The following is a 19,340-nucleotide window of genomic DNA, read 5'->3' as shown; positions in this document are numbered from 1 at the left end:
GTTCAATGACAGCTTTGGACCTTAGGGACTTTGTTTGAGGTGCTCGTGAAGCGCCTGTGGTCTGTTTGGCGCGGGTGCCTGTCCTACACTCGGGCGCATGGAACAGACAGATCACCTGTTGCGCCTGCTCAGCCGTGCCGAGCAGGTCCTCTCAAGACTTGAAAGCGTGCTGCCCCAGGCCTTGCGGGCCCCCGACTGGTCGGCGTCCGTGGCCTTTCGCTATCGCAAGCGAAGCGCTTCGGCCTGGGCCAATGGCTGGCTGGAGCCGGTGCGTCACGTCGGTGTCATCCGCTACGACGATCTCTGCGAGGTCGACACGCAAAAAGAACGTTTCGCGCGCAACCTTGCGCAATTCATGGCTTGCAGAACGGCCAACAACGTGCTGCTGTCGGGTGCGCGCGGCACGGGCAAGTCATCGTTGGTCAAGGCTGGCTTGCACGCCCACGCGGCTCAGGGCCTGCGTCTCATCGAGGTGGACAAGGCCGACCTCATTGACCTGCCCGACCTGGTCGAGCTGGTGAGCGAGCGCCCCGAGCGCTTCGTCATCTTTTGCGACGACCTCAGCTTCGATGAGGGCGAGCCAGGCTACAAGGCGCTGAAGTCGGTGCTTGACGGCACCGTGGCCGCCCATGGCGACAACGTGCTGGTGGTTGCCACTTCCAACCGCCGACACCTGCTGCCCGAGTACCACTCGGACAACAAAAGCTACTCGCGTGGCGACGACGGCGAGCTGCACCCCGGCGAGGTGGTGGAAGAAAAAATCTCGCTGTCCGAGCGTTTCGGACTGTGGGTCAGCTTCTACCCGTTCAGCCAGGACGAGTACCTGGCCATCGTGGCGCAGTGGTTGCGTCACCTGGGCCTGAACGAAGAGGCCATCGAGGCCGCGCGTCCTGAAGCGCTGGTGTGGGCCATCGAGCGCGGTTCACGCTCGGGTCGCGTGGCGCAGCAGTTCGCACGCGACCATGCTGGCCGAGTGGCCGGGCGAGGCGAGGCAGGGCATGTCTGAGCGCAAGTCCTATCACGTGATGGACGCGACCGACCGCGTGCCGGTGGACGTGGCCGTCGGCGTGCTCATCGAGCGCGATGAGAGCGGGCACGAAGGCCGCTTCCTGCTGACCTCGCGTCCGCAGGGCAAGGTCTACGCGGGCTACTGGGAATTCCCGGGCGGCAAGCTGGAGCAGGGTGAGACGGTGGAGCAGGCGCTGCGCCGCGAACTGCACGAAGAAATCGGCATCACCATCGCGGCAGCCGAGCCCTGGAAGGTCGAGCTGATGGACTACCCGCACGCGCGCGTGCGCCTGCACTTCTGCAAGGTGTTTGCGTGGGAGGGGGAATTCGAGATGCGCGAGGGCCAGCAGATGGCGTGGCAGTCGCTGCCGGTGCAGGCGCAGCCAGTGCTGCCCGGCACCATCCCGGTGCTGCAGTGGCTGGCTCAGGAGCGAGGCCACACGGGCCCCACTCACCTGGGTTGATGACAGGGCCGGCCGCGCGATGCGACCCGGGCCCTTTTCACCTCACTGCGAAGCGCCGCTGGTGGCTTCGGATGCGGCAGCAGCCACGGGCGCGGCATCGCTGGCAGGCAGGCTGGCGGCGGGCGCGGGTGCGCTGCCGTGCGCCTCTTCGGTGTGGCCGGCATCGATGCCGTGCTTTTCTCCGCTCATGTCGATGTCACCGCCGCTTTTCATCAGCACGAACATCGCGAGGGCCGCGAAAGCCACGAAGGCCACAACAATCTTCCACATGGGGATCTCCAGTCGGGATGTGAACAAACAAGGCGCCTGTTGGACGCCATCGAGCCGGCACGGGTGGCGCGGCGCAGGCATCGTAGGCGCGAATGGGCATGCTGCCCCCTCCGGACTGACCCGAGGTTGATGCAAAGCAGCTCCCGCCCGTGTCGGATCTGACGGACGCGCTGCGTTATGCTGGGCCGCGTTCCGACACCCCCAGACCCACACAGAGCGAGACAACCATGAGCTACCAGACCCTGAGTTACGCCGTCGGTGACGACGGTGTGCTGCTGCTGACCCTCAACCGCCCCGAGCAACTCAACGCCTTCACGGTCGAGATGGCCAACGAGCTGGTCGATGCCTTCACCCGTGCCAGCGACGACGACGCCGTGCGCGCCATCGTGGTCACCGGGGCTGGCAAGGCGTTTTGCGCCGGCATGGACCTCAGCGTGGGCGGCAACGTCTTCGGCCTCGACGAGTCTCAGAAGCCCACGCTGGCCGACATGCGCGAGCGCCTGACGGACAAGGCCATCCACGAGGGTGTGCGCGACACGGGCGGGCGCGTGGTGCTGTCCATCTTCAACTGCAAGAAGCCGGTGATCGGCGCCATCAACGGCGCGGCCGTGGGCATTGGCGCCACCATGACGCTGCCCATGGACATCCGCATCGCGTCAGAGAAGGCGCGCATCGGCTTCGTGTTCGGGCGCATCGGCATCGTGCCCGAGGCCTGCTCGAGCTGGTTCCTGCCGCGCATCGTGGGCATCTCGCAAGCGCTGGAATGGACCTACATGGCCGACATCTTCGATGGCCACGAGGCCCAGCGCGGCGGGCTGGTCAAGTGCGTGGTGCCGCCTGAGCAGTTGCTGGAAGAAGCGATGAAGATCGCGCGGCGCATCGCGTCGGAGCGCTCGGCCGTGGGCATCGCGCTGACGCGCCAGATGATGTACCGCAACTCGGCGCAGCCGCACCCGCTGGCCGCGCACGAGGTCGACTCGCTGGCCATGTTCTACACCAGCATCGGCGACGGCAAGGAAGGCGTGCAGGCCTTCCTCGAAAAGCGGCCCGCCCAGTTCCAGGGCAAGGCCTCGGAGATGCCGGCGTTTTACCCCTGGTGGGAATGAGCGCGGGGCTCGGCGGCATCCCGCCCCGAGCCTTTGCCTGAGCCCGGCAGCAAAGGAGAAGCCCGGCATGAAAAAGCCCGGCACAAAGGCCGGGCTGTCGAGGTCCTGTGGCTTGCTGTTCGTCAACAGCAGGCTTGGGACGTGAGCATCAGCTCAGGTGTTCGCTCACGAGCTTGGTCAGCTCGAACATCGTGACCTGCGGCTTCTTGAAGATGGGCTTCAATTTGTCGTCGGCGTTGATGTTGCGCTTGTTGGCGGCGTCCTGCAGGTTGTGCTTCTTGATGTACTCCCAGATTTTCTTGGTCACCTCGGTGCGAGGTGCCGGTGCGGCGCCGATCACGGCGGCCAGCACGGGGCTGGGGGTCAGCGGCTTGGCGAAAGCCGCGTTGGGGGCGCGCTTGGCAGCGGCCTTCTTGGCTGCAGGGGCCTTGGTGGCCGCGACCTTGGTGGCCGGGGCTTTCTTCGCAGTTGCCATGTGAATTCACTCCAGAAGTCAGTCAGATCTGATGCGGTTGTGGGCGTTCGATGTGTCCCGAACGTCTCGCGTCAACCGACAGCACGCATGGTACTGCTTTCTCTAGCGCAAAACCATGGCCTTGCAAGACCTTTTGTGAGGGGATGTCGCCCGATGGCATCGCGCAAGGCCCTGTGTTGGCGCCATCTGCATGAGGGCTGACACCAAGTGCCGTGCAAGGCTTGGGTGCTTTGGTGTCCAATGCCCGCTTGTGTCTGCTTTGATGGAGCTTTCGGATGTCGCCTCAAGCCGTGTTGGCCCAACCCTTCACCCTGCCCGCCGGGGCCGTGGTCAAGAACCGCCTTTTCAAGTCTGCGATGAGCGAAGCGCTGGGCACCCGAGACGGTGCGGCCACGCCTGAACTCGTGCGCTTGTATGGTGCATGGGCCGATGGCGGCATCGGGCTGTGCATCACGGGCAACGTGATGGTCGACCGTCGTGCGCTGGGCGAGCCGGGCAACGTCGTGATCGAAAGCGACCGCTTCCTGGCCGAGCTGACGGCCTGGGCGCAAGCGGCCACGCGCAACGGCACGCAATGCTGGGTGCAGCTCAACCACCCGGGCAAGCAGGCGCCCAAGGGCTTGAACAAAGAGAACATCGCGCCATCGGCCGTGCCTTTCCGCGCCGAGATGCAGGCGTTTTTCCCGACCCCGCGTGAGATGACCGAGGCCGAGATCAGCGAGGTCATCGAGCGCTTTGCGCGCGCAGCCGAGCTGGTCAAGCGCGCGGGTTTCACCGGCGTGCAGATCCACGGCGCACACGGCTACCTGGTCAGCCAGTTCCTGTCGCCGCACCACAACCGCCGCACCGACGACTGGGGCGGCACGCCCGAGAAGCGCCGTCGCTTCGTGCTGAGCGTGCTGGCCGCCATGCGCGAGAAGGTGGGCCCCGGCTTTCCGATCGGCATCAAGCTGAACTCGGCCGACTTCCAGCGCGGTGGCTTCACCGAAGAAGAGTCGCTCGACACCATCCGCGCCTTGTCGGATGCCGGCATCGACCTGATTGAAATTTCCGGTGGCACTTATGAGGCCCCGGCCATGACAGGCGTGAAGAACAAGGCCGAGCCGGCGAAGGCGAGCACGAAGCAGCGCGAGGCCTACTTCCTGGAGTTCGCCGAGAAAGCGCGCAAGGCCGTCAAGACACCCCTGGTGGTCACCGGTGGCTTCCGTTCGCTGCAGGGCATGGCCGACGCCATCACCTCGGGGTCGGTGGACTTTGTCGGCGTGGCGCGGGTGCTGGCGATCGAGCCCGATGCACCCAACCGCCTGCTGTCTGGTCAGCAGACGCGCCACCAGGTGCGCCCGCTCAAGACCGGCATTGGCTACATCGACAAGATGGGCATGATGGAGGTGGTCTGGTACACGGGCCAGCTCAAGCGCATTGGCCGTGGTGAGCCGCCCAAGCCGGGCGAGATGCCGCTGTGGGTGTTCGTCAAGTACATCGCCAAGCAGGCGGGGCTGGGGCGCAAGAAGGGGCCGGCGAAGTTGCGGGCGAGTTGAGGACGGCGCCTCGCTCAATCATCGGCGAGCAGCGCCGGGCCGATGTCGGCCAGCGTGGCGCAGCCGGTCAGGGCCATGGCGGCCTCGAGTTCGTCGCGCAACAAGCGGATGGCGTGCGCCACACCCAGGGCGCCGGCCGTGGCCAGCGCGTGAACCGCGGGTCGGCCGATCAGCACGGCTCGCGCGCCCAGCGCCAGGGCTTTGAGCACGTCGGTGCCGCGTCGGATGCCGCCATCCACCAGCACGGGCACGTCGGAGCCGACGGCGTCAACGACGCGAGGCAAGGCCCGTGCCGTGGTGATCGCGGTGTCCAGGGTGCGACCCCCATGGTTGGAGACGATGATGCCTTGCACACCTGCTTGGACCGCGAGGCGAGCGTCATCCGGGTGAAGCACGCCTTTGAGAAGGATGGGCAGTCGGGTCACTTGCTTGAGCCAGGCGATGTCGTCCCAGGTGGGGGCGTGGTGCAGCAAGCCATCAAAGAGCGCGCTTTGCTCCGGCGACAGCGTTGGTGACGGCGGGGTGCTCATGCCCCGCAGGTTGACGGCTGAGACGCCTTCAGGCAGCCGAAAGCCTGCGCGCCTCTCGCGGTCGCGAACGCCGCTGGTGGGGGCGTCAACGGTGAGCACCAGGGCTTCGTAGCCAGCGGCCTCTGCACGCTTGATCAGCAGCCGAGTGAACTCGCGGTCGGGCTGAAGATAGAGCTGCATCCACAAGGGGCCGCGAAGGTGATCGAGAGCGGTCGCATCGGCGATGTCTTCAAGGGCGGTGCTCGATTGGGTGCTCAAGACGTAGCCAGCCTCCTGGGCGGCTGCCGCCAGCGCCGAGCCGATTTCACCTTCGGGGTGTGCAAGCAGCTGGTAGGCGATCGGCGCCAGCATGAGAGGGTGGGCCATGGTACGACCGAATAGCTCGGTTCGCGTGTGGCCACCAGCTGTGCGCCTGAGCACACGCGGCACGAGTGAGATGGCTTGCCAAGCGCGTGCGTTGGCCTGCAGCGTGTGCTCGTCTGCGGCACCACCTTGCAGGTAAGCCCAGGCGCCGGCCGGCATGTTGTGCGAAGCATGCCGTTCGTAATCGGCCAGGCAGAAGACGTCGGGTGGGATGGCTTGCAGGTCAGGGGATGGGGTTTGCATGGGCAGGCGAGCTCAGTCGATGTCGCCTTCAGCGGGAGGTCGCTTGCGGCCATGGATCATCGAATGCACGAGATTCTCGCGCTGATGCACGCTGGTCAGCAACACACCCACCACATGCAGCCCGATCAGTGGCAGGAGGGCCCAGGCCAGCGTGGTGTGCACGACCTCCAACGTTTCGGAGCCCCAGTAACGATCGGTGGTCTGCAGCCAGCCCACGAAAGTCAGGCTGGCCACGGTCAGCAGCAGGCTGAGCACCATCCAGGCCCCCAAGGGGTTGTGACCGATGTGCCGAGGTGCCTGACCGCGCACCACCTGGCTGGCGTAGGACCAGGTTGAACGCGTGCCTCTGATGAAAGAGGCGAAGCGGGCGTGTCGGGGGCCGACGAAGCCCCACAGCAGACGCAGCGCCACGCAAGCCATGGCGACAAAGCCGGCCGTTTCGTGCCAGCTGCCTGGCACACCCATGTGCAGCGTGCTGGTCCAGGCGATGGTGATCGCACCAAGCAAGGTCCAGTGCAGCGCGCGCACCAGGGGGTCCCAGACGCGGGTCATTTCTGGCCGGCGTCGCCGATCAGCTCCAGCGTCCTCGGGTTGAAATAGGCCTCGCGGCGCTTGCCTTTGCCGTCGAAACCGTAGACCTCGTAGCAGCCGTTGTCGATCTTGATCTTGCGCACGTCCCAGCCATCCGCCTGGAGTTTGTCGGAAAGGTCTTCGCGCAACTTCCATTCCTTGCTGGGTTCGTTGCACTTGAAGTCACCATGGGCCATGGCGACCTGGTTGGCCAAGCCCATGCCGAGGCAAAGGCAGATCTTCTGGAGGGTTTGACGGGTTTGCATGGTGTGTCGGGGCTCAGACGTCGGCCCACATTCGCAAGAGGTTGTGATACGTGCCAGTGAGCGCGACCAAGCCGTCATCGTGATCGTGTCGTTCGCGCAGCTTGGTCAGGTTGGTGTCGAGGTCGAACAAGAGGCGGCGCTGTTCATCGCTGCGAACCATGCTCTCGACCCAGAAGAAGCTGGCAAGGCGGTGGCCTTTCGTCACAGGCTCGACGCGGTGCACGCTGGTGCCGGGGTAGATGACCATGTCGCCTGCGGCGAGTTTGACGCGCTTTTCACCGTAGGTGTCTTCGATCACGAGTTCGCCGCCATCGTATTCGTGTGGCTCGGCCAGGAACAAGGTGGCCGAGATGTCGGTGCGCACGCGTTGACCGATTTCGTTGTTGACGCGGATGGCGTTGTCGACGTGGTTGCCGTATTGGGTGTGAGTGCCCCCGTATCGGTTGAACAGCGGGGGCACGATGCGCCGCGGCAGCGCGGCGGAGAAGAACAGCGTGTTGCGGTCCAGCGCCGGCAGGATCAGGGCCCGCAGGCGCTTGGCGTGTTCACCTTGCTGCGCCAGTTGCTCGTTGTCCTTGACCAGGGCGGCTTGGCGCCCGGCGGTGACCTGACCGAGCACCCAGGGTGCATCGGCCAGGACCTCTCGGGCTTGGCGCAGCTCTTCAGGTGTGAGGACCTGAGGGATGTGCAGCAGCATGGCGATGTGGCTCAGAACTTCGCTGTCAGCGTGACTTGCACCAGTCGACCTGCGCCCGGCACATAGTGGCCACGGTAGACCTGATCGGCGTAGAGCTTGTTGGCGATGTTGGTGACGTTGGCCTTGATCGAATAGGCCTGGCTGGGTGTGTATTCGGCCATCAGGTCCACGGTGCCGTAGCCCGGCGCATAGAACTGTTGTCCGCCGTTGGCCGTGCCGACGTCTGCCGGCGATTGCTTGGTGCGGAAGTTCACGCCCAGACCGGCGCGCCACTTGGGCAGGAACTTGTAGGTGTTCCAGATGGTGCCGCTGTGGCGAGGCGTCAGGCCAGGGCGGTCGCCCTTGCGGTTGCCGAACGAGGTGGCGGACTTCTCGTCCACTTCTGCTTCAGGGATCCAGGTGTAGGAGCCGTAGATTTCCCATTCGTCGGTGATCTGGCCGGTGATGTCCATGTCAAAGCCCATGGCGTGGCGCTTGCCGGAGAGTTCGAACTGCGTGGCGGCGCTGTCGACGTCGGTGTTGCGCTCATGAAGCTTGGTGGCGCGGAACAGGGCCAGTCGGGTGCTCATGCGGCCATCTTCGGAGTCGAGCTTGGCGCCCAATTCGAGGTTCTGGCTGGACTCTGGCGGCACGTTGACGCTCAGGGGCGAGTACGAATAGGTGTCGCCCGAGGTGTTGAACGAGGTGCCGTAAGAGAAGTGATACGACTGCAGGGCATTGGGCTGGAACAGGACGCCCAGGCGCTTGCTGAGCTTGTCGATGCTCTGCTTGTACTTGGCGCTTGGCAGGTTCGCGGCGTTGCTGGTGTTGTAGACGGTGTAGTTGCCGTTGAAGTAGTCGTAGCGCAGGCCGCCCAGCAGCTTCCACATCGGCGCGATGTGGACGAGGTCCTGCACGTAGACGCCCAGGCCTTCGGCGGTGAATTCGTTGCCGCGACGCAGGATGCGGCGGCTCTCGTCGATCCAGGCGCCATCGTCCGGGTTGCCCGCAGTGATGTTCGGCTTGCCGAGGGTGATGCCACCGTTGTTGCCGTTCGGTGCGGCCGTCACCTGGCGCTTCTCGCGCGAGAAGTCCACGCCGGTGGTGATCTCGTTCTTCAGGCCCAGGATCTGGTGCTTGCCGGTGTAGTCGCTCTGTGCCTGCAGCACGTCGACCTTCTGGATCTTCAACACGCTGCCGCGGGTGAACACCGTGTTGTTGCTGAAATTGCCCAGGTCCGTCCCCGACCCGTTGGGGAACCGGATCGTGCTGGCGCGCTGGTCGCGTTCGAATTCACCTCGGCGGATCACGCTCTTGAGCTCCGAGCCTCCGCCCAGCTTCAGCGTGTTGGTGTAGCTCAGCACCTTGCCTTGGCTCTGCGCAAAGTCGCTGGCCGTGCCGTAGTAGCGGGCCGGGTCCAGCTTGTCGTTGACCGTGTTGTAGGCGGCGGACTGGCTGGCGCTGGGCTTGATCCAGGGCAGGCCGTAGTTGATGCCGTTGTCGTTGTTGATGTAGTACAGGCTCACCAGGTGTTCGACCTTCTTGCCGATGCCTGCACGGTAGGCCAGGGCCAGGCCTTCTTTGTCGATGCTGGAGCCCGCACCGTTGTTGTTGGCGGTGGTGCGCATGGCGTTGATGCGCAAGGCCGAGTCCTCACCGGTCACGATGTTGAAGTCTCCGGTGCCGCGCACGTAGGAGTGGCTGCCCGCCGTGAGCGAGACCTCGTTGGACTTTTCCAGGAAGGGGGTCTTGGTGACCTGGTTGACGGCGCCTCCGGTGGAGCCGCGCCCGAACAGCATCGAGGCGGAGCCGCGCAGCAGCTCGAGCCGGTCGAGGTTGAAGGTGTCGCGGTCGTAGATGGCCGGGTCGCGAACGCCGTCCAGGAAGATGTCGCCGGTTTGCTGCAGCGAGAAGCCGCGCAGGCGGATGTCTTCCTCGCCGCCTTCGGCTGCCATGAAGGTGATGCCCGCAGTCTGGCGAAGCACATCTTTCATCGTGTCGAGGTTGCGGTCAACGATCAGCTTTTCGGTGACCACCGTGATCGATTGCGGGATGTCGCGCAGGGCTTGCTTGCCCTTGCCGATGGTGGTGGTGGTGGCCTGGTAGGTGCTTTTGGCTTCGGGCTTGGGGTCTGCCTTGCCCGTCACAGAAACGGCTGGCAGCGTGGCTTCAGGCGTGGGTGCGCCCTGGTTCTGGGCCGCCGAAACCGAGCTCAACAGGCTCAGCCCCATGCCTGCGGCGAGGGCGCCCAGCGGCATCACCACGGGGCGAGCTGCTGCTGGTTTGGAACGAGGGGACGATCGGGACATGGACGGCTCCGGAAAGGGCGATGCCTGCGTGGGCGGGCAACTGACATGGTTGTTGTGTCGGGTGCGATGTCGCACTCAATAATCTAAATGATAACAATTCGCGATAGCATTGTTAAGGGGTGTTGCTGGCAGCCACCAGAACGCGGGGTTCGGCGCCTGTTGGTCAGGCGAGCACAAGAAGGGGACTGAAAGCGAAACAGGCGCGACCTCTCCCGAAGCCGCGCCTGTCCTTTTCTCTGGTTCAAACAAAAAAGCGTTTGCCGCCAGACCCTGTCTGCCACCTTCTCGGCCCCCACAGCCAATCAGGCGACATCCCCACCACGGTCTGCCCGGCAGGCCTCAGGTCCCGCCGGCTTGTCAGACAAGGTCTGTGCGACAAACGCGTAGCTATATTAACGATAATCATTCGCATTGGCAAGATGCCATGAAGCGCTCATGGGCATGACGGGAACGGGGCTCGCAAGCACGGGGCGAGGCGGTGTGCCGCGCCCACGAAAAAGGGCTCCCTGCGGGGAGCAAAAAAGGGCTCCCCGCAGGGAGGCCTTGTCGCGGCCGAGGCCGCTGGCGCAACGCGCTGGTGTCAGCCGGCGGTCTTGCTGGCGCCGATCTTGGGCGCGGTCTTGACGCTCCAGATCATCGTGATGGCCAGGATGCCGATCACCACACCCAGCGACACCATCACCGGGATCTTGTAGATGTCGATCAGCATCATCTTCGTGCCGATGAAGACCAGGATCACCGCCAGGCCGTAGCTCAGCAGGTGGAACTTGGCGGCCATGGCAGCGAGCAGGAAGTACATCGCACGCAGACCCAGGATGGCGAAGATGTTAGACGTCAGCACGATGAAGGGGTCGGACGTGATGGCGTAGATGGCGGGGATGGAGTCGACTGCGAAGATCACGTCGGTGAAGCCCACGAGCGCCACCACCAGCAGCAGCGGGGTGGCGACTTTCACGCCGTTCTGCACGGTCCAGAAGTTCTCGCCGTCGAAGTGCTTGCTCACGGGCATGACCTTGCGCAGGAACTTCAGGGCCGGGTTGCCCTCAAGGTCGGGCTCCTTGTCGGCGGCCCACCACATCTTGACGCCGGTGAAGAACAGGAAGGCACCGAAGACGTAGAGGATCCAGTGGAACTGGCTGATCAGCCAGCCGCCCACCAGGATCATCACCGTGCGCAGCACGATGGCGCCGATGATGCCGATCATCAGCACGCGCTTCTGGTAGGACGGGGGCACCGCGAAGTACGTGAAGATCATCAGGAAGACGAAGATGTTGTCCACCGCCAGCGACTTCTCGATGAGGTAGCCGGTGAGGAACTCGAGTGCCTTGGTGTTGGCCACCGCCGTGCCCAGCTCTTGCTGATAGGCCCACCACAGCAGGCCGTTGAAGGCGAACGACAAGGCCACCCAGATGGCGGACCACTTGATGGCTTCGGGGACGGAGACCTCGTGGGCGCCCTGTTTTTTCAGGACGACGAAGTCGACGAAGAGCGCCACGATGACGATGGCGACGAAGATGACCCACAGCCAGGTGGGAACGGTGCTGAACATGCAGTTGACTCCGGTGGACAAACATCACGCGGCCCTGGACGAGGGCCGCGCGCCTGTGCACCGAAAGGTCTTGCGAGGCGGGCCTGGCGGCCTGCCGTGCCACCCGGGTCAGGGGCCTTTGCGGCCCCCGCCGTACTGACGGGTCGACACCAACCGGGTGAGCGGAGAGCTACTCCCCCTTCGGACCTGCGAAGTTTACACAGGCCAGGCAAGCCCCGGCGAGTTTTGGGGGCATTGAGGTCAAGGGGGTGGCGATCGTGCTCAATCCGTCACGGCCGAGGCCATGGCGGACAGCGCCAGCCAGCTGCCCGGCTGACCGGGGCGGGGCAGGCGTTCGCACAGCACGCCCCAGATGCGCTGGATCAGCGTGGGCTGCAGCACCTCGTCGCAGCGGCCCATGGTGTCGAGCCGTCCGTCGCGCAGCACCAGGGCCTGGTCGGCGTAGGCCTCGGCCAGGTTGAGGTCGTGCAGCACGACGAGCACGCCGTGTCCTTGTGCGGCCAGCTGACGCATCAGCCTCATCACGCTGTGCTGGTGGGCCAGGTCGAGCGCGGCGGTGGGCTCATCCAGCATCAGCCAGCGGGGGGCGTCGTCATCGGGGTGCGGCGTGACCTGGGCCAGCACGCGTGCCAGCTGCACACGCGCCTTCTCGCCGCCTGACAGGCCCGCGTGCAGGCGGTCGATCAGGTGCAGGGCGCCGACGGTGTCCAGGCATTGCTCGACCAGTTCACCTTCGAGCGGATGCGGGCAGTGGGCATGAGGGTGGCGGCCCATGCGCACGATGTCGCGCGCGCTGAAGTCAAAGGGCACCTGCAGCTCCTGCGACAGCAGCGCGCGGTGGCGGGCGAGCTCGACGGTGTCCCAGTCGGACAGCAGCCGGCCGTTCAGGTGCACGCGCCTGGCGCTGCCGCCTTCCAGCCCGCACAGGGCGTGCATGAAGGTGGACTTGCCCGCGCCATTGGGGCCGAGCACGGCGTGCACCTGGCCGGCTTGCAGTTGCACGAAGGGCACGTCGAGCACGCGGCGATCGCCGTGGCGCACCAGCAGGTCGTGGGCAGACAGGCTCATCTCAGGCTCCTTGTGTCAGGCGATTTCAAAACGAAGAAGAACGGTGGGCGCGCCCCCGCAGCAACCACAGGAAGGTGGGCGCACCGATCAGGCCGGTGAGCACGCCCAGTGGCATCTCGGCAGGCGCCAGCGCCGTGCGCGCGGCGGTGTCGGCCAGCAGCACCAGGCTGGCACCCAGCAAGGCCGAGCCCGGCAGCACCGCGCGGTGCGATGGACCGCACAGCAACCGCACCAGGTGCGGCGCGAGCAGCCCGATGAAGCCCACCATGCCGATGACCGCGGTGACGGCGGCCACGGCCAGCGCGGCCAGGGCCACGCAGCGGCGCTGCAGCGACGCCACGTTCACGCCGGATAGCGTGGCCTGCGCTTCACCGAGCGACAGCGCATCGAGCGCTGCGGCCAGGCGGGGGGCCAGCACACATGCCACCAGCACCGCCGGCAGCACGCAGGCCACGGCCAGCCAGTGGCTGGGTGCCAGGCTGCCCAGCATCCAGAAGGTCAGGGCGCGCAACTGGGTGTCGGTGGCGAAGTGGGTGAGCAGGCCCAGGGCGGAGCCGGCCAGGGCGTTGATGGCCACCCCCACCAGCAGCAAGCGCGTGACGGCGACATGGCCGTGTTGCCGCGCCAGCCGCCAGACGATGGCGGTGGTCAGCAGGGCCATGGCGAAGGCGCCCAGCATGGTGCCGCTCACGCCCAGCCAGCCCGTGTGAAAGCCCGCCACCGTCCAGCCAGCCAGCGGCAGCAGCACGATGAAAGCGGCGGCCCCCAGCGCGGCACCGGCCTGCACACCGATGAGGCCCGGGTCGGCCAGCGGGTTGCGGAACAGGCCCTGCACCATGGCGCCCGAGACGCCCAGCGCGGCGCCGGCCAGCAGGCCCATCGCCAGGCGCGGGGCGCGGATGTGCCAGAACACCTCGGCACCCGAGACATCGCCCACCTGGCCGCTGCCCCACTGCAGCACGTCGCGCCAGCCCAGTGCAAAGGGGCCGTTGCTGGCGGCCACGAGCAGGCTGATCAAGAGCAGCGTGCCCGCGCTCAACAGCGTCATGTGGACGGACAGCAAACGGCCCGGTGCCGCACGCCAGCGCCGGGCCACTTGCCCGGTTGCCGAAGGCGCGCTGGCGGGTGTCGACGACAGCACGGCGCTCATGACAGTCCCTGCTGCAGTTCTTGCAGCGCTGCGGGCATGCGCGGCCCGAAGCCCAGCAGCGCCATGGTGTCGAAGCTGAGCACGCGTTGCTGACGGCCGGCCGGTGTCAGGGCCAGGCCGGGCAGTTGCCAGAATGTTGGCAGGCCACCCAATGCGCTCACCGACTCCTGCGTGGTCACGATCCAGTCGGGCCGGGCTTGCACGGCGCTTTCGGCGTTGAGTGCGCGCCAGCCTTGCACCTGGGTCATGGCGTTGTGAGCGCCAGCGTAGCTCAGCATGGCGTGGGCACCGGTGTCGGTGCCGGCCAGCATCGCGGCCGGTCCGTGGGCCATGATGAACAGCACGCGCGGGCCGGTGTTGCCGGAGGCTGCTGCATGGCGGCGCGCGACCTGCTGCTGCGTGGCCTGCCAGCGCTTTCGCAGGTCGGCCGACAAGGCTTGCGCGGCCGATTGCCGCCGCGTGGCTTCACCTGCCAGCTTGACCTTCTCGATCAGGTCTTCGAATCGGTGCTTGACGCTCACCAGTTGCAGCGGCACCCCAGCCTGCCGAAGCTGCGCCAGCACCGCAGGCGGGCCGGCCTCGTCGGTGCCGAGCACGGCGTGTGGCTTGAGCGACAGCAGCCCCTCGGCCGAGAGTTGGCGCAGGTAACCTACCTTGGGCGTCTGGCTGGCCGCTGCAGGGTGGGTGCTCGTGGTGTCGGTGCCCACCAGCATGTGCTGGGCTTCGAGCAGGTAGACCACCTCGGTCAGGCTGCCGTGGATGCTGACCAGGCGCGGCTCGCCCGAAGCCTCGCCTGGTGATGCGGCCGCGAAGGCCTGCCCTGTCGCGCCCCATGACTTGGGCAGTGTGGCGAGCCCGCCCAGCCCACCGATGGCTTGCAGCAGGCGGCGACGGTGCGTGCCCCCCTCGGGTCCGAAGGGGGCGGGGCTGCGGCGGTTCATGCGGCTTCCTTGTGCGGATTGACCGAGCCCCGCTGGCCTTGGTTGCCGGGTGGCGTGCCACCCACCAGCGAATGCGCCAGCTCGCGCCAGGCGGGCAGTTCAGGCTTGCCCGGTTTGCGTTCGCCAAAGAACATGGCGATGAGCTCGCCACTTTCATCGAACAGCTCGATCGAAGTCACCGGGCCGTCGTCCGTTGGTTTGCTCACCAGCCAGCTTTCGTGCACGGCGTCGCCGCGCAGGTGCAGGTTGAATCCTTCGTCGAGCACGTTCAGCCATGGGCCCATGGGCTCGATGCGCTGCACAGCGCCGGTGTGGATCTGGATGCAGCCCGGGTTGCCCACGAAGACCATGATCGGCAGGCCCGAAGTGGCCGCTTCGTTGAGCAGCCAGTCCACCGCCAGCAGCGGCGTGCGGCGGGTGTGCACGCCTTCCATCAGGCGCAGGGCCTGGCGGCGACCCACCTGAAAGCGCTTGAGCAGCTCGAAGAACTCGTGCGTGTCGTGCATGGCCGACCAGGCTTCACCCAGGCCCAGGCAGTCGATTTCGCTGTCGGGGCGGTCGGTGGGCGGCGTGACGCGGCCGGGTGTGAAGCGCACTTCGCGCGCTGGGTCGGCGTGGCGCTGCACCAGGTCTTCGAGGGCGGTCAGCGAGGTCTGCGCTCGGGCATGGACCTTGTGCACGGCCTGGCCGTGGCGATCGAAGAACTGCAGGCTGTGCTGCTCGCCCTTGTCGGTGCGCTCGACAACGTGAAAGCCGGCGTGCCAGTGGTTGAGGAACAGGCGCAGGTCGATCTCGGGGCCGATGGCCAGGCCCACCGGGCCCCTGGCGCTGACGTTGCGGTACACGCCGACCTTCTCGTGCACGATGTGCTCGTTGCGCGTGAGGGCCATCACCGGGCCCACGGCTTCGAGGCCTTGCAGGATGGCGACCCAGTCACCGTTCAGTGGCACGGTGGCGAGCAGGCTGTCGGCGCCGGCCTGTGGCGACATCTGGCTCACAGCATGGGCAGCCAGCACCTCGCCTTCCGAGAGTTTCAGGCGCGCCGCGGCGTCGCGTGCCCGCAAGCCTTGAGCGCGAAGCTCGGCGAAGGACGAGCGCAAGTGGTTGAGAAGGGTCGTGGTCATCTTTGGGCTCCATGTCGGTTGCAGGGAAGGGTGGTTTCAGTGGCGTGCCGAGATGGACACGCGCAGGTTGCGGCCGGCACCTTCGACGCCTTCGCTGGCGAAGCCGTTGTCCAGGCGGTAGGTTTCGTTGGCCAGGTTCTCGGCCGCGAGGTCGAGGGTGATGTGCTGGTTGATGCGCCATTGCGCCCAGGCACCCAGCAGTCGGTGGCTGGGTTGACGGCCCGTGCGGGTCTGCGTGTTGTCTTTGAAGTACTTGCGTGCCCAGACTTGTTGCCACCGCAGACCGATCTCGCCCCAGGTCTGACGCCTGCCCAGGCTCAGCTGCAGGCGGTCGGCGGGAACGGTCAGCAGGTCGCGTTCGCTCAGGCCGTTGAAGGTGCGGCCTTGCATGCGGTGGCCGCTGAAGCGGGCTTGCCAGTCGTTCCATTGCAGGCCACCTTCGAGCTCCAGGCCCCAACGGTGCTCGGTGCCGGGTTGCACGAGCTCACCACTGCCGTCGGTCGAGGCCATCAGGGTTTCGAGCAACTGCTCTGTTCGGTCGTTGAAGGCCGTGAGCTTGGCGTCGAAGGCACTGCGTGCACCCAGCCCGAGCACACCGCGCTGGTGGGTCTGCACGCCTGCTTGCACGGAGCGAGACAGCTCCGGCTCGTAGAAGTTGCCGCAGATGCCGCTGCTGGGGGCAACGCGGGCGGTCGCGCTGTAGCCGGGCACGCGGACCCCGTCTCCGTGGGTGCGCAGCAGGCTGAGGTTGTTGCAGCGGCCGTAGCTCGATTTGGCGAAAGCCTCATCGAGCAATGGCGGGCGGAATGCGCGAGCCACCGTGCCGAACACGGTCCAGCCTTGCGGGGTCCAGCTGTGCGACAGGGTGAAACTGGGCGAAGCTCTCTGCGCGGTGATCGTGTCGGGCTGCCCCGCCGCGAGCAAAGCCGTGGCGTTGGCGCCGACCACGCGGGTCTTGAAGCGGTCCCAGCGGATGCCCGGCAAGGCTTGCCAGCCGTCGCGTTTCACGTCGAGCTGCAGGTAGCCACCGATGCGATCTTGCGAGCCGGACGGCTGGGCAGGGTTGTAGCCATCGGCGTACTGAGGGTTGGCGTTGCTGGTGGTGCGGCGCGAGGTGCGTTCGCTGCTGCCACCTTGCAAGCCCATGTGCAGGCTCATGCGCCACGGGCTGGTGTCGGTGGAATCAGTCCCTGTCGTGGGTGCCGCATCGCCTGACAGGGGCGGGCCCATCAAGGGCAGGGTGGCGCGCGTGTCGTAGGTGGTGTGCTGGTGATCGACGTCGTCATCGACCGTGCCCAAAGCGCTGAAGACGGACCACTTTTCCTCCATGTGATCGCGCACGCGTGTCTGGCTGCGACCCACGGTGGCCTGCCATTGAGCGCCACTGGCTTCGTCGGCCCACTTCGTCTGCACAGAGATGGTGTCGTCGTCGATGCGGCGTTGCACCTTGCCGAATGCGCCGGGGTCGCCGCCCGTGGTGTCGTAAGGTTGAAGACCCTGGTCCTGGTAGCGAACCCAGCTCAGCGCGGCCTTCCACTGGTCGGTCAGCCACCAGCTGCCTTTGACGAGGCTGCTGGTGGCATCGGTGTCGGAGAGCTCAAGTCGCTCGCCATCCGGGCGGCGGATGTCGTTGCTCTGGCGGCGCGATTGCGCGACCACGAGGTCGGTGCTTTCGCTGGGGCGACCATAGACGACCACGAAGGCCTGCGTCTCGTCGTTGTTGCTGGCATGGCCGATGCGCGTGCGTGCGCCCCATCGCTGGCCGGGGCGCAGCAGGTCTGCGGCATCTCGCGTCTGTGCGCTCACGGTGCCGCCCAGAGCGCCTGCCGGGCTCTCGACTTGGGCGCCCCGGCGCACCTCGATGGACTTGAGCAGCTCCGGCTCGATGAAGGTGCCGCCGAAGCGGTATTTCTCGAAGCCTTTGCCGACGCCGTCCAGTTCGATGCGCACGTCCTCGCCGTCGGTGTAGCCGCGGATGTTGAAGCCCATGCCGCTGCTGCGCGGTCCGCCCTGAACGGCCACGCCCGGCACCTCGTCGAGCACCTCGAACACCGAATCAGGCTGGCGCTGGCGCAGCACCGACTCCCCGATCGTCGTGGTTGATCGCGTGGTGTCGGCCTGCACGGCGGGCCGTTGACGCGTGGCCTGCACGCGCACTTCGGGCAACACGGTCATGTCTGACTCGAACTTGGGCTCAGGGTGCTGGGTGGGCGCAGGGGGCGTGGCGCTGTCCTCGGTTGCGAGGGCTGCACCGCACAAGGCGAGCAACCAGCAGCCGGTGGCGGCGACCGCCGACCGGCGCTGGCGCCAGGAACGGGGGGTACTGCAAGGCATGGCCAATCACAGGCCGCGTCGGCGCGACCTGTGTCCTTCATTGCTGTGTCACGTGGTCAGCGGACCTGACGGCGGCGGCGAACCATGGCCATGGCTCCCAGGCCGGCGCCCAGCAGGGCCCAGGTCTGGGGTTCGGGCACGGCGGTCTGCACCGCGTAAACCGCCACCTGGTCCAGGCTCATGTGAGCGGCCGTGGCACCGAAGTTGAAGACCCAGTCGCCGGTGCCGGCCAGGGTCCACTTCCACAGGCTTTCCTGCTCGGCGCCACCAAAGCCGCCGGTGATGGCGTTGTCGTAGGTCAGCACGCGGGTGGCGCTCACGCCGTTGAGCGTGGCCTCTTCCAGCGCGATCGAGCCTTGAGTGCCCACGCGCAGGTAGACCTCCCACAGGCCGGTGGTCGAGCCAGCCAGGTCAACCTGGAAGCTGGTCGGGCCGCCCAGACCGTAGATGTTGCCGCCGCTGGTCGGGAAGGCGCCGCCGGTCAGCTCGGTCAGCGTGCCAGCGCCGGCGATGTCGGGCGTGTTGTCCGTCGGGTAGCTCAGGATCACGTTCCACTCGGCGTAGCTGCTGCCAGCGTCGGGCGTGGTGATCCAGGCGTTGGCGCTGTTGCTGCCGTTGCCGCTGTGACCCAATGCGGCGGAGTCCCAGACACCAGCGGTGGCATGGGCGCTGCCTTGTGCGGCCATCAAGGCCGTGGCGGCGAGGGCCAGCGAGCGCAAGGACGAAGGGATGGACTGGGAGAAGTGAGAAAGGTGCATGTCAACCTCGGAGGGAGGAAATCAACAGCGTTCCTTCCCCACGAAGGCAACACGTCAGGATGGCGATGATTCAGTCGGGGACGGGCCCCACCCAGGACGCCTTGTCCTCAGGCAGCTTCGTGCGCGCCCGAGCCGAAGCCAGGGTGGTTCACCACAAAGCGGTACTGCTTGCCGCAATCGACGATGACCTCTTTCTGGCCTTTCTTGAGCAGCCGCACATCCACCTTGATCGAGCCGTAGCCATCGTGGGCGATCACCTCGTCCAGCAACTGGAGCAGGCGGGCCTTGACGGGGGAAACGGACGGGGTGGAAGGGCTGCGATCGGACATGGAGGCTTTTCGTTTGCGACAGTCAGCATCTTAATGAGAATTATTCGCAAATGAAAGATGCCCCCTTCAAACCCGGGGGCTTGCTGCCAGATCGGTTCCGCAGTGCCGACTGCACCGCCAGGTGCCGCGTCGACTCAGCGGCCGCCGTCTTCGCGCATGTCCTCGCGCAACTGGCGCTGCCAATCCTTGAGCCGCGCGTCGAGCACGCTCAGCTCGACGATGGCCGCCGCATCCGGCTGGCGGAAACGTTTGCGCCCGCCTTCTGCTCG

At 66.3% G+C, this 19,340-nt stretch carries 19 protein-coding genes; 4 read left to right on the top strand and 15 right to left on the bottom strand.

Annotated features, from left to right (window positions below):
• The first annotated feature begins 97 nt into the window (after positions 1-97).
• Both B2W70_RS01180 and B2W70_RS01175 read left to right on the top strand, forming a co-directional pair.
• Entirely contained in the window at positions 98-1,006 is a 909-nt protein-coding gene (locus B2W70_RS01180; protein WP_286742116.1) for an ATP-binding protein, read from the top strand.
• Positions 999-1,472, top strand: a complete 474-nt coding sequence (locus B2W70_RS01175; protein WP_286742114.1) for an NUDIX domain-containing protein — start codon at positions 999-1,001, stop codon at positions 1,470-1,472. Before B2W70_RS01180 ends, B2W70_RS01175 begins: the two co-directional genes overlap by 8 nt.
• A 42-nt stretch (positions 1,473-1,514) precedes the next feature.
• On the opposite strand, the gene B2W70_RS01170 is transcribed toward B2W70_RS01175, so the two are convergent.
• Positions 1,515-1,742, bottom strand: coding sequence for a hypothetical protein (locus tag B2W70_RS01170; RefSeq protein ID WP_286742112.1), 228 nt, complete (start codon positions 1,740-1,742; stop codon positions 1,515-1,517).
• 227 nt (positions 1,743-1,969) lie between these two features.
• Between B2W70_RS01170 and B2W70_RS01165 the strand changes: the two genes are divergently transcribed.
• The gene (locus B2W70_RS01165) at positions 1,970-2,848 is read left to right on the top strand and encodes a crotonase/enoyl-CoA hydratase family protein (protein ID WP_286742111.1); all 879 of its coding nucleotides are present in this window, start codon (positions 1,970-1,972) and stop codon (positions 2,846-2,848) included.
• Positions 2,849-2,996: 148 nt separating this feature from the next.
• Here B2W70_RS01165 and B2W70_RS01160 read toward each other — a convergent pair whose 3' ends face one another.
• On the bottom strand, positions 2,997-3,323 hold the full coding sequence (locus B2W70_RS01160; protein WP_286742110.1) for an SWIB/MDM2 domain-containing protein: 327 nt from the start codon (positions 3,321-3,323) through the stop codon (positions 2,997-2,999).
• Between the two features lie 275 nt (positions 3,324-3,598).
• Between B2W70_RS01160 and B2W70_RS01155 the strand changes: the two genes are divergently transcribed.
• Positions 3,599-4,861 (top strand): NADH:flavin oxidoreductase/NADH oxidase family protein, encoded by a 1,263-nt coding sequence (locus tag B2W70_RS01155; RefSeq protein ID WP_286742108.1) that lies wholly within the window; start codon positions 3,599-3,601, stop codon positions 4,859-4,861.
• Positions 4,862-4,875: 14 nt separating this feature from the next.
• On the opposite strand, the gene B2W70_RS01150 is transcribed toward B2W70_RS01155, so the two are convergent.
• From B2W70_RS01150 to B2W70_RS01090, 13 genes are all read right to left on the bottom strand, one after another.
• Positions 4,876-5,997 carry an alpha-hydroxy acid oxidase gene (locus B2W70_RS01150; RefSeq protein WP_286742107.1) on the bottom strand — a complete coding sequence of 374 codons (1,122 nt, stop codon included), beginning with the start codon at positions 5,995-5,997 and terminating at the stop codon, positions 4,876-4,878.
• A 12-nt stretch (positions 5,998-6,009) separates the two neighbouring features.
• Positions 6,010-6,549 carry a cytochrome b/b6 domain-containing protein gene (locus B2W70_RS01145; RefSeq protein WP_286742106.1) on the bottom strand — a complete coding sequence of 180 codons (540 nt, stop codon included), beginning with the start codon at positions 6,547-6,549 and terminating at the stop codon, positions 6,010-6,012.
• On the bottom strand, positions 6,546-6,833 hold the full coding sequence (locus B2W70_RS01140; RefSeq protein WP_286742105.1) for a PepSY domain-containing protein: 288 nt from the start codon (positions 6,831-6,833) through the stop codon (positions 6,546-6,548). Before B2W70_RS01140 ends, B2W70_RS01145 begins: the two co-directional genes overlap by 4 nt.
• A 13-nt stretch (positions 6,834-6,846) precedes the next feature.
• Entirely contained in the window at positions 6,847-7,530 is a 684-nt protein-coding gene (locus B2W70_RS01135; RefSeq protein WP_286742104.1) for a Fe2+-dependent dioxygenase, read from the bottom strand.
• Between the two features lie 11 nt (positions 7,531-7,541).
• Positions 7,542-9,818, bottom strand: coding sequence for a TonB-dependent receptor (locus tag B2W70_RS01130; RefSeq protein WP_286742103.1), 2,277 nt, complete (start codon positions 9,816-9,818; stop codon positions 7,542-7,544).
• A gap of 580 nt (positions 9,819-10,398) precedes the next feature.
• Entirely contained in the window at positions 10,399-11,367 is a 969-nt protein-coding gene (locus B2W70_RS01125; protein ID WP_286742102.1) for a TerC family protein, read from the bottom strand.
• Between the two features lie 261 nt (positions 11,368-11,628).
• Positions 11,629-12,435: a heme ABC transporter ATP-binding protein gene (locus B2W70_RS01120; RefSeq protein WP_286742101.1), complete on the bottom strand. Its 807-nt coding sequence runs from the start codon at positions 12,433-12,435 to the stop codon at positions 11,629-11,631.
• 25 nt (positions 12,436-12,460) lie between these two features.
• Complete coding sequence (locus B2W70_RS01115) at positions 12,461-13,585, bottom strand: FecCD family ABC transporter permease (protein WP_286742100.1); 1,125 nt, start codon at positions 13,583-13,585, stop codon at positions 12,461-12,463.
• Entirely contained in the window at positions 13,582-14,526 is a 945-nt protein-coding gene (locus B2W70_RS01110) for a heme/hemin ABC transporter substrate-binding protein (RefSeq protein ID WP_286742099.1), read from the bottom strand. The genes B2W70_RS01115 and B2W70_RS01110 overlap by 4 nt, the downstream gene beginning before the upstream one ends.
• Positions 14,523-15,650 (bottom strand): hemin-degrading factor, encoded by a 1,128-nt coding sequence (locus B2W70_RS01105; RefSeq protein ID WP_286742098.1) that lies wholly within the window; start codon positions 15,648-15,650, stop codon positions 14,523-14,525. The genes B2W70_RS01110 and B2W70_RS01105 overlap by 4 nt, the downstream gene beginning before the upstream one ends.
• A 36-nt stretch (positions 15,651-15,686) precedes the next feature.
• On the bottom strand, positions 15,687-17,825 hold the full coding sequence (locus B2W70_RS01100) for a TonB-dependent receptor plug domain-containing protein (RefSeq protein ID WP_286742097.1): 2,139 nt from the start codon (positions 17,823-17,825) through the stop codon (positions 15,687-15,689).
• A gap of 215 nt (positions 17,826-18,040) precedes the next feature.
• Entirely contained in the window at positions 18,041-18,742 is a 702-nt protein-coding gene (locus B2W70_RS01095; RefSeq protein ID WP_286742096.1) for a PEP-CTERM sorting domain-containing protein, read from the bottom strand.
• A 107-nt stretch (positions 18,743-18,849) separates the two neighbouring features.
• The gene (locus B2W70_RS01090; protein WP_286742095.1) at positions 18,850-19,071 is read right to left on the bottom strand and encodes a hypothetical protein; all 222 of its coding nucleotides are present in this window, start codon (positions 19,069-19,071) and stop codon (positions 18,850-18,852) included.
• Positions 19,072-19,340: the final 269 nt, after the last annotated feature.

Origin of the sequence: Aquabacterium sp. UBA2148 (assembly GCF_002328915.1) — a bacterium.
Classification (GTDB): Bacteria; Pseudomonadota; Gammaproteobacteria; order Burkholderiales; family Burkholderiaceae_C; genus Aquabacterium; species Aquabacterium parvum.
The sequence above is the reverse complement of the archived record's forward strand: the minus strand, read 5'-3'. Positions and strand labels throughout refer to the sequence as shown.